We start from the raw sequence: 14538 nt of genomic DNA, 5'->3' as shown, positions 1-14538 counted from the left end.
CCGGGTGACTCAAACGGGTCGCCCGGTATCGACGCTCGCTTCCGTCTGCGTTATAGCGGCGCGGATTTTCCCGCGCGGGACTTCCGCGCCGTCAGATGGAGCACCGAAATGGGCTACAAGACGATCCAGTACAAAACCGAGGGCCGGGTTGGCGTCATTACGCTGAACCGCCCCGAGGCGCTCAATGCCCTGTGCGACGAGCTGACGACGGAATTGGCAGCGGCCCTGGCGGCCTGCGAGGCTGATGACGAGATCGGCTGTGTGGTCCTGACCGGCTCGAAGAAGGCGTTTGCAGCCGGGGCGGACATCAAGGAACTCCAGTCGCGCGACATGGTCGGCCTCTACAACAAGGATCCGTTCGCGGAGACCTGGGAGGCCGTGGCCCGTTTCCGCAAGCCGATCATTGCCGGCGTGTCCGGTTATGCGCTCGGCGGTGGCTGCGAGATCGCCATGATGTGCGATTTCATCATCGCTTCGGAGTCGGCGAAATTCGGCCAGCCGGAAATCAATCTTGGTGTCATGCCGGGTGCGGGCGGTACACAGCGCCTGCCGCGCGCCGTTGGCAAGGCCAAGGCCATGGACATGTGCCTGACCGGCCGGATGATGGACGCCGAGGAAGCCGAGCGCGCTGGCCTGGTTTCCCGCGTCGTGCCGGCAGACGATTTCATGGATGTGGTCATGGAGGCTGCCGAAGCGATCGCTGCGAAGTCCCTGCCCGTCGCGATGATGACCAAGGAAACGGTCAATCGCTCTTTCGAAATTGGCCTGACCGAAGGCGTGCGCTTCGAGCGCCGTGTCTTCATGTCCCAGTTTGCGCTTGAGGATCAGAAAGAAGGCATGGCCGCCTTCGCTGAAAAACGGGCTGCACATTTCAAGCATCGCTAGGCGGCAAGACACACAGGGCGGTTGACGCCCAGCCCGCAAGGGCCTATACGCCGCCGCTCACGGATTTAGCCGGGAAGTCTGTCCCGGCCGCTTAAAGAGGTTTACATCCATGGCCAACACCAACTCGGCCAAGAAAATGGTCCGCAAGATCGCTCGCCGGACAGCCGTCAACAAGGCTCGTCGTTCGCGCGTTCGTACTTTCGTCAAGAAAGTCGAAATGGCGATCACGTCTGGCGACCAGGCTGCTGCCAAGACCGCTCTGGTCGAAGCTGAGTCCGAGCTGATGCGCGCTGTCGGCAAGGGCGTCTACCACAAGAATACGGGCTCGCGGAAAGTCTCCCGCCTTTCGGCCCGCGTGAAGTCGATGTCGGCCTGATCCGACACACTTGACGGACTGCAATTCTGATACGCCCGGGGCACACGTCCCGGGCGTATTTTTTTGTGCGCCTGCACCACGGCACGCCGGGCATTCTTCGCGAATGCCGCATGGTGACATTGATTAAAATATTCTGCGTACGGAGGGTTGCCAAACCCGGCCGGACTCGTTCCACCGGCCACAATCCTGGCTCCACACGGTCCTCATAAACGACCAGTTGATCTGTCATAAACGAGTTGCAAACGCCAAGTTTCGGTCCGGCCACGGATTTCCCGTGTCAAGCGAAGAATCTCGAATTTTGGGAGCTGAATCCTGTTGACCCAAACCGGCCTCGGAGTAACCTTTGGGCTTCTGAGGGCGACTATTCCCATGCGGAAAAATTTCCGGTAGCGGCACGACTGGGTGGAGTGCTGCGAACGGGGGGATTTTGCCAAAAATACAAACACATAGCTTTCGCACCAGCGAGAGAAAAATAAAAGTGTGACCGACGATGGCATTTAACAAATTGGCTGTTTCCGAGGCTAAAGCGGCAACCATTGAGGGGCTCGACGCTGCGGGTATTTCGGCGATCTGGCGCAAGGTTCGAGCGCACCTCCGTGAGGAGTGTGGCCCGGCCCTGTATTCGCAGGAAATCGCGCGTTTGCGTGTCCGCCTGGCTGAGACCGGTGCGCTGGTTATTGTCGCGCCCAGCAGTTTCAATCGTGATTGGGTCGAAGATCACTGGGGCGCGCGAATTCGCGCACTTTGGGCTGAACTCGACCCCACGCATCGCGAAATTCTCCTGGTGTCCGAGGGTGAGCGCGAGCCGCAACCCCTGGTCGCTGCGCGTCCGGCAACTGCCGCGACCGCCATTCGCTCGGCCTCCGCCAAACACGAGTCCGGCGACGAGAGATCGGTGGATGATGCGCTGACCGATGCGCGCTTCACATTTGACAGTTTTCGCGTTGGCCCGGCCAATGAAGTCGCTGCCGCTGCAGCCCGGACCATGGTGGGTGCCGCGACACCACCATTCAACCCGGTTTTCTTCTATGGCGATTACGGTGTCGGCAAAACGCACCTGCTCCATGCTGTGGCATCTGCGGTTCAGAAGACGCCGCGTCCGCGCCGGGCGCTCTATCTGACTGCCGAGGAATTCCTGTCCGGCTTTGTCACCGCCATGAAGGCCCGCGACACGATCTCCTTCAAGGAGACGGTGCGGGGTGTCGACGTTTTGCTGATTGATGATGTCCACTTCATCGCCGGCAAGCCCAAGACCGAAGACGAGTTCCTGCACACGATTGCGGCTCTGGTCGCGGAGAACAAGCAGGTCGTCCTGGCCTCCCACAAGCCGCCGGCCGAGCTGCAAATGCAGGATGAGCGTCTGCGCTCCCTGCTGACCGGTGGCCTGTCCTGCCCGCTCGGCAAGCCGGATCTCGACCTGCGTCGCCAGATCCTTGACTGCAAGATCGCCCAGGCAACCTGCCATTACCCGACTTTTGATGTGTCTGAAGCGGTGCGCGACTTTCTCGCCGCCCGGATCACCTCCAGCCCGCGCGAGATGGAAGGTGTGCTCAATAACGTCATCTGCCGCACCGCGCTGATCGGTCAGCCTGTGACCATGGAAGTTGTGTCGACGGCCTTGCGTGAATTGTCCCTGAGTTCCGAGCGCCGTCTGACCGTGGACGAGATCCAGAAGGTTGTTGCCACGCATTTCGGGATTACGACGGCGGATATCTGCTCCAAGCGCCGGACCCAGTCCGTGGTCCGTCCCCGTCATATTGCCATGTATCTGGCCAAGACGCTGACGACGCGGTCCCTGCCGGATATCGGGCGCCGTTTCGGCGGTCGGGATCACTCCACGGTCATCCATGCGGTTTCCAAAGTGACGCATATGATCGAGGCCGGTGATCCGGTCGCGGACGAGATTGATGCACTCACCCGTGAGCTGCAGGGCTGACACCCCTGCTCCATCGGCGGAAATTCGCGTTAACGCTGGATAAATCTCTTGCGAACGTGCGAATTCATGTATCCTCTTTGACCCATCCCGAACGGCTCGGGTGAATTGCGTCCGGTGCCGTCAAGACAGACAAAGATCTTCGACGTGGATTCAGGTAACTGACGCAGAAGACGTTGAAAGCGGAACGCGAGATATGAAGCTGACGATCGAGCGCGCGACGCTCCTCAAGGCCCTGGGCCATGTGCAGGCAGTGGTCGAAAAGCGCAACACCATTCCGATCCTGTCCAATGTGCTGATTTCAGCAGGCCCTGACGGGGCGAGCTTTGCGGCCACCGATCTGGATATCGAGATCCTCGAGACCACGGATGCAAGCTGTGACGGTGAGGGTCTGGTGACCGCTCCGGCCCATACGCTCTACGACATCACCCGCAAACTTCCGGATGGCGCTGATGTGACGCTGGAACTGAATGGCGGCGATCCGCGCCTGACCCTGAAGGCCGGCCGCTCCAGCTTTTCCCTTCCGTCGCTGCCGCCGGGCGATTTCCCGGTCATGCCGACCGAGGACCTCGAGCATCGCTTCTCGGTTCCGGCGCGGGAACTGGCCCGCCTGATCGACAAGACGCGCTTTGCCATCTCCACCGAGGAGACGCGTTACTATCTCAACGGTATTCATCTCCACGCTGCCGAGCAGGATGGTCGCAAGACCCTGCGCGCCGTGGCCACGGATGGAGTTCGCCTCGCCCTTGCCGAAGTCGACCTGCCGAACGGTGCCGATGGCATGCCGGGTGTGATTGTCCCGCGCAAGACGGTTCAGGAAGTCAAACGCCTGCTCGAAGATGCCGACGAGGATGTCGAAGTCTCGGTCTCCGAAGGCAAGATCCGTTTCCGCCTCGGCAAGGCCGTGCTCACGTCCAAGCTTATTGACGGCGCCTTCCCGGATTATGAGCGCGTCATTCCGCGCGGCAATACCCGGCTGATGTCGGTCGAGAACAAGCGTTTCGCTGAAGCCGTTGATCGTGTCGCCACGATCTCCGTTGAGAAATCGCGCTCCGTGAAGCTCTCGCTGGGCGCCGATGCGCTGACCCTGGCGGTCAATAACCCGGAGAGCGGTCAGGCCGAGGAAGAGCTTGCCGTGTCCTATTCGGATGAAGGCTTCGCCATTGGCTTCAATGCCCGCTACATGCTCGACGTGGCGTCGCAGATTGAAGGTGATGAGGCGCGCTTCCATTTTGCCGATGCGGCCTCGCCGGCACTGGTCACCGATAGTGGTGATCCCGACGCGCTTTACGTGCTGATGCCGCTGCGGGTGTGACGGGCGACGCCGAAACTCCGGGAATTGACATGCCGCCGCCGGTTCCGCCTGCGGCGGTTCGTCGTTTGCGGCTGACTGATTTTCGCAGCTATGGCGATCTCGATCTTGATCTCAGCGCCGCGCCCGTGGCCCTGTATGGCGAGAATGGTGCCGGCAAGACCAATCTGCTTGAAGCGCTGTCCTTTCTCGCGCCCGGTCGGGGTCTGCGCTCGGCGGGCGCCGACGGTGTGGCGCGAAAGCTCGATGGCGGGATTGCGGCGGAATGGGCGGTCTTTGCCGAGGCCGATACGCGCGATGGCGGTTATCGCCTGGGTGTCGGCGCACGCGGAAGTGCCCGGCGCGAGACCCGGATCGATGGCGAACCGGCGGCCCAGAACGCACTAGCGCGTCTCTTGCCGATGATCTGGCTGACACCCGCCCAGGACCGCCTCTTCGCCGGTCCACGGGCCGATCGCCTGAAATTCTTCGATCGCCTGGTTCATGCCGCCGATCCGGCTCATGCCGACGCGGCCGGCGCCTATGAGAAAAGTCGGACGCGACGGCAGCGCCTGCTCGACGAGGGCGGGCAGGACCCCGCCTGGCTCAGCGCCCTCGAAGTGGAGATGGCCGGTCATGGCGTGGCCATGGCCGCGGCGCGCCTCGACGCCCTGATCCGCTTGCAGGGGGAGATTGACCAGCGACCCGCAGGCGTCTTTCCGCAGGCCGATCTGGCTCTGGATGGCGCGGTCGAGGCTGACCTCGCCGAGGGTCTGACGGCCGGCGAGGCCGAGGACCGTTTTGTGTTGGCCCTGCGTGAGGGTCGCCGACGCGACGGCGCGGCGGGCCGGACGCTGACACGCGGCCCCCACCGGACTGAACTCATGGCGCGGCACCGCGGCAAGGACCAGCCCGCTGGCGATTGCTCGACCGGGGAGCAGAAAGCCCTGATCCTCACCCTGGCCCTGGCCCAGGCGAGGGCGCTGGGACGGCAGTGGGGCGTGGCGCCGCTGCTCTTGCTCGATGAGGCCTGCGCCCATCTCGATGCGACCCGGCGTGAAGGTCTGGCGCAGGAAATCCTGGCGTCGCGATCCCAAGCCTGGTTGACCGGCGTGGAACGCGTTCTCTTTGAGCCCTTCGGATCGCGGATCCAGTTTGGCGAGGTGGAGGACGGGCGAGTCGCTCTGGTCTGACTGCCGCCCTCCGTTTCGCCGGCCGGGCAGGGCCGATCAGGCCGGGAGCGCTGTCGTCGCGGTCTCCGCCGCTTCGTCCGGATGGGCGTCATCGGCGTCGCGATGTGCATCGACAATGGCGACCAGGAGGCCCGCTCCGGCATCGACCGCGATATGGATCAGGATTGCCGGCCACAGCGATCCACCGATCAGGAAGACGGCTGTCATCAGCACCGTGATCGGCAGGATGCGCAACATGCCGGACAGGCCCTGATAGGCATGGGCGACCAGGAAGGTGCCAATGACGATCAGCGCCGCCGCCCAGACCGGCATGGCCAGCGCGAGGGTTGAGATAAGGAAGCCGCGGAAAATGATCTCTTCCGTCACGCCGGCCGTGATGGAGAGGCCCTGAAAGCCTGCATGTTCTGCTGTGGTGCGCGGGCGAAGCAGGTCGAAGCCGTCGGCCTGGGCAAAATCGGCGCGCAGCCTGATGCGGGTTTTGCGATCGAGTGTCGTCGCGATGACGGAATAGAGCAGGTAGGCGATCGTTCCGGCTGCAAGTGCCCAGACCAGCCAGGCTTGCCAGCCGGTCGGCGATCTCATGCCCATCTCCGCGAGGGGCTGGCCCGACAGGACCCAGCAGGCCACGCAAACCAGACACAAACCCCAGAGCGAGGCCGCGGTGTTGCGATACTGTCTCATGGTGGAGCCGTGGTCATGGTCCGGGTTGGCGCGACGCATCAGGTCCCGGACAATGCCGACAATGATGAAAAGGCTGGTCGCGCCGAGTCCGATGAGAAGGGCGGGGGATTGGATGAGCGTGTCCACGACTATACTCCCTGTCTGGCTTGACCGCCGCCGGATCGGCGTGCGATCAGTTGGATTAATTTTGCGAATGCGAATTCGCGTTCACATTTAGGGGTGATCTGGACATGAGTCAAGGAGTGCGACCGACACGGCAGGCGCGTTCGCGTGAAACCCGCGACAAGCTGGTGCAGGCGCTGGACGCTTGCCTGCGCAAAAAGTCCTTTGCAGACATAACTATCGCCGAGCTGGCCGAGACGGCCGGCCTGTCAGTGGGGGCGGTCTATCGACGCTTTGAAAACAAGGATGCCTTCATCCCGGTCATCTTCGAGCTCTATCGGGCGCGTCTCGGGGAGTTCACGGCCAATGAGGGGCGGCTGGAGATTGATCCGGCAATCGGCCTCCGCGCCACATTGCGGGCCGCATGCGAAACCGGCTGGTCCTTCTTGCAGCGCGATGGCTACCTGGTTCGTGCGGCCCATCTCTACGCCCGGATCCGGCCCGACCTGATTGGCGATGATTGGGAGGAAATGTTGGAGATGGCGCGGGACTCCGGCCGTCAATTGCTACGCCTCTTCGGCGATGAGGTGAAACGGTCCGACCCGGAAGAGGCCGCGCAGATGTTCACCTATCTGATGAATACCCTGCCGATCGAGCGGGCCCTTTACCGGGAGGAGGGGGCTGCCGTGATCCTGACCATCCCGGACGCGCAATTCGTCTCGGCCATCTCTGACACACTCTACGGCTATCTGGTCACGCCCGACTGAGGTGATGCTTCGACCCTGTCGCAGGTTTCGGTCTATAGCCAAGCCTGTAAAGCGAGCGGATACCGATGACGCCGGAAACCCTTCTTCTCTTCGCCGGAGCCCTGCTCGTCCTGTTCCTCACACCGGGCCCGGGCATCGCAGCCATGATCGCGCGGACCCTTGATACGGGGCCCTGGCATGCGGCGGTCTATGGCGCGGGGATCCTTCTGGGGGACATGTTCTGGTTCACCCTGGCGGTGACCGGCCTGTCAGCCATCGCGACCCAGCTCTCTGCCTTCTGGATCGCCGCGAAGATTGTTGGCGCGCTCTATCTGGGCTGGATGGCATTCAAGGCCTTCTGGAGTGCGTGGACGGGCGCGCGGCCAAAGCCGGTCTTCAAGGCCGGTTCGAAGCGTGGCTGGATCGCAACTTTTGTGGCGGGCATTGCCATGCCGCTCTCCAACCCCAAGCCGATCGTCTTCTATCTGACCCTGGTCCCGGCCTTTGTTCCGCTCGAGGCGATCACGCCGTTCAGCTATTTCCTGATGCTGACCATCATGATCGCCATGGCGGTGCCGACAGCGGGTTTCTATATCGGTCTTGCGCACCGGGCGCGGAACTGGATGTCGACGCCCCAGGTCCGGCGGGGCGCTGACATCCTCACCGGTTGTGTCATGACCGGGATCGCAATCCTTCTGATCCTGCGCTAGCGCTGACAGCTACTTTCGTCACCGAACCGCATTCAGGTTTGAAACTGCCGCCAAAGCGGCACACACTCCGCACCACGTTATCAGGGCTGTTTCATGAGCGAGATGAACTCCACGGACTTTCGCCGACCCGACCGGTCAGGCAGCGAATTGCGGGCTTCCGTTGTCATCGCCGTGCTGGACGAGGCGGAGAATGTCGCCGCTGTGTGCGAGGAAGTGCTGCGTGAGATGGAACGCGCCGGCGCCTTTGAAATCGTCTTCGTGGACGATGGTTCGACCGACGCCACGCCGGACATTCTCCAGGATATTGCAGATAAGGATGACCGTGTTCGCCTGATCCGGCATGACCGGCGCTGCGGCAAGTCCCAGGCCGTGCGCTCCGGTGTGCTGGCTGCGCGGGCCCCGTGGATCGCCACGCTTGATGGTGACGGCCAGAACGATCCGGCTGATCTGCCTGACATGCTCGAAAAAGCCTGGACGGCTGACGGCGTCGCTCCGCTTGTTGCGGGCACACGGGTCCGTCGCAATGACCCGGTTTCGCGGCTGATCGCCACCCGCATCGCCAACGGATTCCGCGCCACCGTGCTGGGCGATCACTGCCCGGATACGGGATGCGGTGTGAAGATATTCGACCGCGACAGTTTTCTGCTCCTGCCCTGTTTCGAGGGCATGCACCGTTTCCTTCCCGCGCTCTTCCAGCGCTATGGCCACCCCCTGATCAATCATCCGGTCAGTCACAGGGCCCGCCATGCCGGGCAGTCGAAATACACCAATCTGGGGCGCGCCTTTGTCGGGATATTCGATACGATGGGCGTGATCTGGCTGGTCCGCCGCACCAAGGCGCCGGGGCGGATCGAAGAGCGTTCGTCGTGACCTCCGCCGGATCGGGCGCACACCGGCTGGGCTGGAAGGATTGGCTGATCCTTGTGGCCCTGTCCGCGCTGGTCCTGTTGCCGGGGATATCCTCCTTGCCGCCCGTGGATCGCGACGAGTCCCGTTATGCGGTCGCCACCAACCAGATGCTGGAAACCGGTGACTACATCGATATCCGCTTCCAGGAGGAGCAGCGCTATCTCCAGCCGGCCGGAATTTACTGGCTCCAATCGATCGCGGTAGCCGTCACCGGAACGGCCGATGATCGGGAAATCTGGGCGCACCGTATCCCGTCTTTCCTGGGCATACTCGCCGCCGTCCTGATGACCGGGGCGATCGCGACACGGCTATATGGCCGCCATGCCGGCTATGGCGCGGCGCTCCTTGTCGCGACCGCATTTGCCGTCGGCTTTGAAGCGCGGATCGCCAAGACAGACGCGGTCCTGCTCGCGACAATCACGGCGGCCCATCTGGCTCTGATGCGGATCTATCTCGAGCCGAAAGGGCATTGGTGGAGACCGGCCCTTTTCTGGGCAGCACTGGGCGGCGGGCTGATGATCAAGGGGCCGATCATCCTTCTTTTTGTCGGCCTGACCCTCATCGCCCTGGTGATCTGGGACCGGAAGCTTGCCTGGCTCGGGGCGCTGAAGCCCCTCTGGGGCGTCCCGCTTTTCCTGGCCATTGCCCTGCCCTGGTATGTGGCGATCGGACTCGTGTCCGATGGCGGGTTCTACGCAGAAGCGATTGGCGACAGTCTGATGGGCAAGGTTGGCGAGAGCCAGCAATCCCATGCCGGACCGCCGGGATACTATCTCAGCCTGTTATCGCTCAGCTTCTGGCCGGGCTCACTCTTCTTCGTCTTTGCGGGCTGGTTTGCCTGGACCCGGCGCGCCGAGCCGGCAACGCGCTATCTGATTGCGTGGATCGTCCCGGCCTGGCTCGTCTATGAGCTGATCGCCACCAAGCTGCCGCACTATGTCATGCCCCTCTATCCGGCGATGGCCTGTTTGGCGGTGGCGGCGATCTTCCAGCCCGGCGAAGCGCGCGCTCCCCTCTGGCTGCGGGTTGCTGCCGGCCTGTACGCCGCGATCTGGCTGGTCACGAGTGGCTTTGTGGCGGCGCTTGGCGCGGCCATGCTGCACTGGTCCGAGGGTCAGCTTTCGCCGGTCCTGATTGTGGCCGGGGTGGCAATCCTTGTCTCGGCCCTCGCGGCGCTTGGCCTCTACCTCACAGGGCGCAAACCGAAAGCGCTTGCAGCCGGACTGGTTGCGGGCGGCCTGGCCGTTGTGACCGTCTATGCCGGCACCCTGCCACGTCTCGACACGCTTTTTCTGACGCCCCGCATTGTTGCGGCGGTGGAGGCGTTGTCCGACTGTGAGCCGACGCGACTGGTCACATCCGCTTATCGCGAGCCGTCCCTTGTCTATCGTCATGGCCCTTATGATACGCGTCTGGCAGATGGCCCCGCCGACGCCGCGGACACGCTCGCTGACGACCCGGCCTGCACAGTGGCGCTGATCGATGCCAGCGAGGCCGAGGCCTTCCTCGACCGGGTCGATAATCTCGGCCTGGGCCTTGATGCGCTCGCAGTGATCGAAGGCCAGAACTACTCCAATGGTGACGCCATGAATTTGACCCTTTACCGGGCCCGGCCACGCACCGGAGACGGCGAGTAGAAACCGTTGGCACACAGCGCATCCCGCCGGTTGAACGCGTGACTGTGCCCTTCCGGTGACTCACGCGTGCGCGCGTGCGTACGCGTGTGCGCGCGAGTGGTCACAAAGCCGCGAAACCTGTACAACAAAACCATGACGGAACAAGCGAATCAGGAATACGGCGCGGAGTCGATCAAGGTCCTCAAAGGACTCGACGCCGTGCGCAAGCGCCCGGGCATGTATATCGGTGATACCGATGACGGTTCGGGTCTTCATCACATGGTCTATGAAGTCGTCGACAACGCAATCGACGAAGCTCTGGCGGGCCACTGTACGGAAGTCCTGGTGACACTCCATGCCGATGGCTCGGCCTCGGTGCGCGATGATGGCCGGGGCATCCCGACCGACATCCACCAGGAAGAGGGCGTTTCGGCGGCGCAGGTCATCATGACCCAGCTCCATGCCGGCGGTAAGTTCGACCAGAATTCCTACAAGGTCTCCGGTGGTCTTCACGGTGTTGGCGTTTCGGTGGTGAATGCCCTGTCTGACTGGATGGACCTGACCATCTGGCGCAATGGCAAGACCCACTGGATGCGATTCCGCCGCGGTGATGCCGAAGAAGACCTCAAGATGATGGGGGATGCCGAGCCGGGTCAGAAGGGCACGGAAGTGCGCTTCATGCCGTCGGAAGAAACCTTCACCATGACCGAGTTCAGTCGCGAAACGCTGCAGCACCGCCTGCGCGAGCTCGCCTTCCTGAATTCCGGCGTCAAGATCACCCTGCGCGATGAGCGCGAGGCCGAGCTTTATTCCGACACCATGGTCTATGAGGGCGGTGTGGCCGCTTTTGTGGCCCATCTCGATCGCAACAAGACGCCGATCTTCACCCCGCCTGTCCTGATCCAGGGCGAAAAGGATGGCGTGTCGGTGGAAGCAGCGCTGGAGTGGAATGACAGCTATCACGAGAATGTCCTCTGCTTCACCAACAACATCCCGCAGCGCGATGGCGGCACCCACCTTGCCGGTTTCCGCGGTGCCCTGACCCGCATCATCAACAATTATGCGGGCTCGTCGGGCCTGGCCTCCAAGGCCAAGGTCTCGATCTCCGGGGATGATGCCCGCGAGGGTCTGACCTGCGTTCTGTCAGTGAAAGTGCCGGACCCGAAATTCTCCTCCCAGACCAAGGACAAGCTGGTCTCGTCGGAAGTTCGCCCGGCCGTTGAAGGCGCCGTTGGCGAGGCTCTGGCCGAATGGTTCGAGGAACATCCCACCGAAGCCAAGATGGTGGTCGGCAAGATCATCGAGGCCGCGGCTGCCCGCGAGGCCGCCCGCAAGGCGCGTGAGCTGACGCGGCGCAAGTCGGCGCTTGATATAACGTCCTTGCCCGGCAAGCTGGCGGATTGCCAGGAGAAGGATCCGGCCAAGTCCGAACTCTTCATCGTCGAGGGTGACTCAGCCGGCGGTTCTGCCAAGCAGGGGCGTCACCGCGAGAACCAGGCCGTCCTGCCTCTGCGCGGCAAGATCCTCAATGTCGAGCGGGCCCGCTTCGACAAGATGCTGTCCTCCGACCAGGTCGGAACGCTGATCACGGCGCTGGGAACCGGCATAGGCCGCGATCAGATCAATTACGAAAAGCTGCGCTACCACAAGGTCATCATCATGACCGATGCGGATGTCGACGGCGCCCATATCCGCACCCTGCTCTTGACCTTCTTCTACCGCCAGATGCCGGAGCTGATCGAGAAGGGCTATCTCTACATCGCCCAGCCGCCACTCTACAAAATCGCCAAGGGCCGGTCCGAACGCTATGTGAAGGACCAGGCCGAGATGGACGCCTATCTCATCGAGGAAGGCGTGTCGGACGCGCATCTGACCCTGCATGGCGGTGAAGTCGTCACCGGGCAGGATCTGGCCGCTCGCGTCGCTGCGGCGCGTCAGGTCAAACTCTCGATTGATCGCATGACGGCGCGGGCCCCGGGCTTTGCCCTGGAAGCCGCGGCCCTTGCCGGCGCCCTCGTGCCCGAGCCGAGCGACGTGTCGGTGAGCATTGCCGCGGAGCGCCTCAACTCCTTTGCCGATGAAGGCGAGGATGGCTGGGGTGGCCGGGTCGATCCTGACGATGGCAATCTGGTTTTCGAACGGGAAGTCCGCGGCGTGACCGAAACCGTGGTGCTGGACCGCAATCTGCGCGCCAGCCCGGATGCCAAGCGCCTCAATGAGCGCGCGAGCGCGGTCAGCGATGATTATGCGGGCCGGGCGAGTTTCGTGCCGAAATCCGGCCCGGTGACCATCAACTCACCGCGCGAACTGGTGGATGCGGTCGTTGTCTCGGGTGCCAAGGGTATGAAAATCCAGCGCTATAAGGGCCTGGGCGAAATGAATCCCGGTCAGCTCTGGGAAACAACGCTCGATCCGAATGCCCGCTCGCTCCTCCAGGTCTCGGTGACTCATGCCGATACTGCCGACGAGCTTTTCTCCAAGCTGATGGGCGATGTGGTGGAGCCGCGCCGCGACTTCATCCAGGAGCACGCGCTGGAAGCGGAAGTGGACGCGTAGACCACCGAGGCCTTGCCGGAACTGAAAACGCCCGCCTGTCCCAGGTGGGCGTTTTTCTTGCGGGGCGGGTCTTTCATTCCTGTCCGCCAACTCTCCCCTGAATTAAATTCCAACAAGATTTCCAACTCTTAAGCTTGGTGAGGCGACGGGTCTGATAGACGGGACGCGATTTTTGGAGAAACCCTCATGAACCATGCCCTGCTCGCCTCTGCCCTTATCCTTGGTGCCGCGTCCCCCGCGCTTGCCCAGCCGGAACCGCTCGTCGAAGCGACGATGGACCGGGGAACGCGCGGGCATCTCATCATCGATGTTGAAATCAACGGTGCGGGCCCCTTCCCCTTCCTCGTCGACACCGGCGCCCAGGGCACGGTTGTCTTCCCGGCCCTCGTGGAGGCGCTGGAAATCCCGGCGATTGAAGGTCGGCAGGTCATGGTGCAGGGCGCTGCAGGCCTCACACAGGTGAGTTTCTACACTCTGGACAGCCTCGAAATCGGTGATATCGACCTTGCCGATTTTGACGTGGTGGGCGGTCCGCAGGGCGCCAGCGAAGCCTTCGCCACTTACCGGACCTACGGGATTATCGGCGCGAACATACTCAATGACTATTCCGTCGAATTCGATTTCGCCGACCAGGCCATGCGCCTGTTCAATCCCGAAACCGACTTCGCGCAAGCCAGCGACGGTTGGAGCCGCACCCCCTATACGCTCAATCGGGCCGGATTCGCGGTTCTCGATGCCGAGATAAACGGGACTGACATTGCGGCCGTTCTGGATCTGGGCGCCTCGCACAATGTGATCAATGCCGCCGCAACAGACGCACTGGCATTCACCCCGGAAGACCTGGCATCCCGCACCGCGACGATCCGCGGGTTTTCCGGCAATGGCGAGGCGCCGCCCCTGGTGGAGGGCAATGCGATGACCACGGGCAACTGGCAAGTGACAGATGTCGAGCTGGCCGTTTTCGACAGCCCGGCCTTTGGTGCGTTGGGATTGGGTGAGACCCCGGCCATGTTCCTCGGCTTCCCGCTCTTCGAGGGCCGCTCCCTCGTGTTCGACCGGGCGCAGGAAGAACTCGTCATCAGTCCGCGCGCCTGACACCCCGTCATTCTTGCCATCCCCGACGCAGGCGCCGTGAAGGCAGGGCATGTGTCGGGGAGTTGTAGGCCTGCCGAGAGATAGGTCCCGGCTCTGCAGCCAGCTTTCGCAGGCTATCCGGCCGGGATGACAAGTTGGAGTGACCGGTGAGCCTGGTGCGGCGCGCGCCCGGCCTGTCTAATGCGCCTCACCCCAGGTCATCCCCGCCTTTGCGTCCACGACCAGCGGCACGCTCAGTTCCAGCGCGGGTGCGCAGGCTTCGCCCATCACTTTCGAGGCCAGGGCGATCAGGTCGTCGGCCTGATTTTCGGGCACTTCGAACACCAGTTCATCATGGACCTGCAGCAACATTTTCGCGTCCAGATTGGCGGCGCGCAGGGCGTCGTCCATGCGGATCATGGCGCGGCGGATGACGTCGGCGGCTGAGCCCTGGATCGGTGCGTTG

13 protein-coding genes are annotated in these 14538 nt (G+C 62.8%); 11 read left to right on the top strand and 2 right to left on the bottom strand.

Going from position 1 to position 14538, the window contains the following annotated elements; translation table 11 throughout:
• The first annotated feature begins 108 nt into the window (after window positions 1-108).
• The 5 genes from QZ266_RS10195 to recF all read left to right on the top strand — a co-directional run bounded on the left by QZ266_RS10195 (window position 109) and on the right by recF (window position 5678).
• Window positions 109-885 (top strand): enoyl-CoA hydratase, encoded by a 777-nt coding sequence (locus tag QZ266_RS10195; RefSeq protein ID WP_301063223.1) that lies wholly within the window; start codon window positions 109-111, stop codon window positions 883-885.
• Between the two features lie 109 nt (window positions 886-994).
• Entirely contained in the window at window positions 995-1261 is a 267-nt protein-coding gene (rpsT, locus tag QZ266_RS10190) for a 30S ribosomal protein S20 (protein ID WP_011645002.1), read from the top strand.
• Window positions 1262-1751: 490 nt separating this feature from the next.
• A complete protein-coding gene (dnaA, locus tag QZ266_RS10185) occupies window positions 1752-3197 on the top strand; it encodes a chromosomal replication initiator protein DnaA (RefSeq protein WP_295694760.1) in 1446 nt (481 codons plus the stop codon).
• A 193-nt stretch (window positions 3198-3390) separates the two neighbouring features.
• Window positions 3391-4509 (top strand): DNA polymerase III subunit beta, encoded by a 1119-nt coding sequence (gene dnaN / locus QZ266_RS10180; protein ID WP_295694757.1) that lies wholly within the window; start codon window positions 3391-3393, stop codon window positions 4507-4509.
• A gap of 29 nt (window positions 4510-4538) precedes the next feature.
• A complete protein-coding gene (recF, locus tag QZ266_RS10175; RefSeq protein WP_295694754.1) occupies window positions 4539-5678 on the top strand; it encodes a DNA replication/repair protein RecF in 1140 nt (379 codons plus the stop codon).
• Between the two features lie 36 nt (window positions 5679-5714).
• Here recF and QZ266_RS10170 read toward each other — a convergent pair whose 3' ends face one another.
• Window positions 5715-6485 (bottom strand): CPBP family intramembrane glutamic endopeptidase, encoded by a 771-nt coding sequence (locus QZ266_RS10170; protein ID WP_295694751.1) that lies wholly within the window; start codon window positions 6483-6485, stop codon window positions 5715-5717.
• A 116-nt stretch (window positions 6486-6601) separates the two neighbouring features.
• Between QZ266_RS10170 and QZ266_RS10165 the strand changes: the two genes are divergently transcribed.
• The 6 genes from QZ266_RS10165 (at window position 6602) to QZ266_RS10140 (ending at window position 14093) form a co-directional block, all read left to right on the top strand.
• Window positions 6602-7228, top strand: coding sequence for a TetR/AcrR family transcriptional regulator (locus QZ266_RS10165; protein WP_295694749.1), 627 nt, complete (start codon window positions 6602-6604; stop codon window positions 7226-7228).
• A gap of 65 nt (window positions 7229-7293) precedes the next feature.
• Window positions 7294-7917, top strand: coding sequence for a LysE family translocator (locus tag QZ266_RS10160; RefSeq protein WP_295694745.1), 624 nt, complete (start codon window positions 7294-7296; stop codon window positions 7915-7917).
• A 102-nt stretch (window positions 7918-8019) separates the two neighbouring features.
• Window positions 8020-8787, top strand: coding sequence for a glycosyltransferase family 2 protein (locus QZ266_RS10155; RefSeq protein WP_366523920.1), 768 nt, complete (start codon window positions 8020-8022; stop codon window positions 8785-8787).
• Entirely contained in the window at window positions 8784-10463 is a 1680-nt protein-coding gene (locus QZ266_RS10150) for a glycosyltransferase family 39 protein (RefSeq protein WP_295694739.1), read from the top strand. Before QZ266_RS10155 ends, QZ266_RS10150 begins: the two co-directional genes overlap by 4 nt.
• 132 nt (window positions 10464-10595) lie before the next feature.
• Complete coding sequence (gene gyrB, locus QZ266_RS10145; protein WP_295694736.1) at window positions 10596-12998, top strand: DNA topoisomerase (ATP-hydrolyzing) subunit B; 2403 nt, start codon at window positions 10596-10598, stop codon at window positions 12996-12998.
• 186 nt (window positions 12999-13184) lie between these two features.
• A complete protein-coding gene (locus tag QZ266_RS10140) occupies window positions 13185-14093 on the top strand; it encodes an aspartyl protease family protein (protein ID WP_295694733.1) in 909 nt (302 codons plus the stop codon).
• A 177-nt stretch (window positions 14094-14270) separates the two neighbouring features.
• Here the strand turns inward: QZ266_RS10140 and QZ266_RS10135 are convergent.
• Window positions 14271-14538 (bottom strand): DNA polymerase (locus tag QZ266_RS10135; protein WP_295694730.1); only part of this gene is annotated, 268 nt, incomplete at its 5' end.

The organism is uncultured Maricaulis sp. (genome assembly GCF_905480005.1).
Lineage (GTDB): Bacteria > Pseudomonadota > Alphaproteobacteria > Caulobacterales > Maricaulaceae > Maricaulis.
Note: the sequence above shows the minus strand (reverse complement) of the source record. Positions and strands in the feature narration are given on the sequence as shown.

What these genes read in the sequence shown, in the direction of transcription:
- recF (WP_295694754.1), top strand. Translation starts at nt 4,539, where the DNA reads ATGCCGCCGCCGGTTCCGCCTGCGGCGGTTCGTCGTTTGCGGCTGACT.
- rpsT (WP_011645002.1), top strand. Translation starts at nt 995, where the DNA reads ATGGCCAACACCAACTCGGCCAAGAAAATGGTCCGCAAGATCGCTCGC.
- dnaA (WP_295694760.1), top strand. Translation starts at nt 1,752, where the DNA reads ATGGCATTTAACAAATTGGCTGTTTCCGAGGCTAAAGCGGCAACCATT.
- QZ266_RS10195 (WP_301063223.1), top strand. Translation starts at nt 109, where the DNA reads ATGGGCTACAAGACGATCCAGTACAAAACCGAGGGCCGGGTTGGCGTC.
- QZ266_RS10140 (WP_295694733.1), top strand. Translation starts at nt 13,185, where the DNA reads ATGAACCATGCCCTGCTCGCCTCTGCCCTTATCCTTGGTGCCGCGTCC.
- QZ266_RS10160 (WP_295694745.1), top strand. Translation starts at nt 7,294, where the DNA reads ATGACGCCGGAAACCCTTCTTCTCTTCGCCGGAGCCCTGCTCGTCCTG.
- dnaN (WP_295694757.1), top strand. Translation starts at nt 3,391, where the DNA reads ATGAAGCTGACGATCGAGCGCGCGACGCTCCTCAAGGCCCTGGGCCAT.
- gyrB (WP_295694736.1), top strand. Translation starts at nt 10,596, where the DNA reads ATGACGGAACAAGCGAATCAGGAATACGGCGCGGAGTCGATCAAGGTC.
- QZ266_RS10155 (WP_366523920.1), top strand. Translation starts at nt 8,020, where the DNA reads ATGAACTCCACGGACTTTCGCCGACCCGACCGGTCAGGCAGCGAATTG.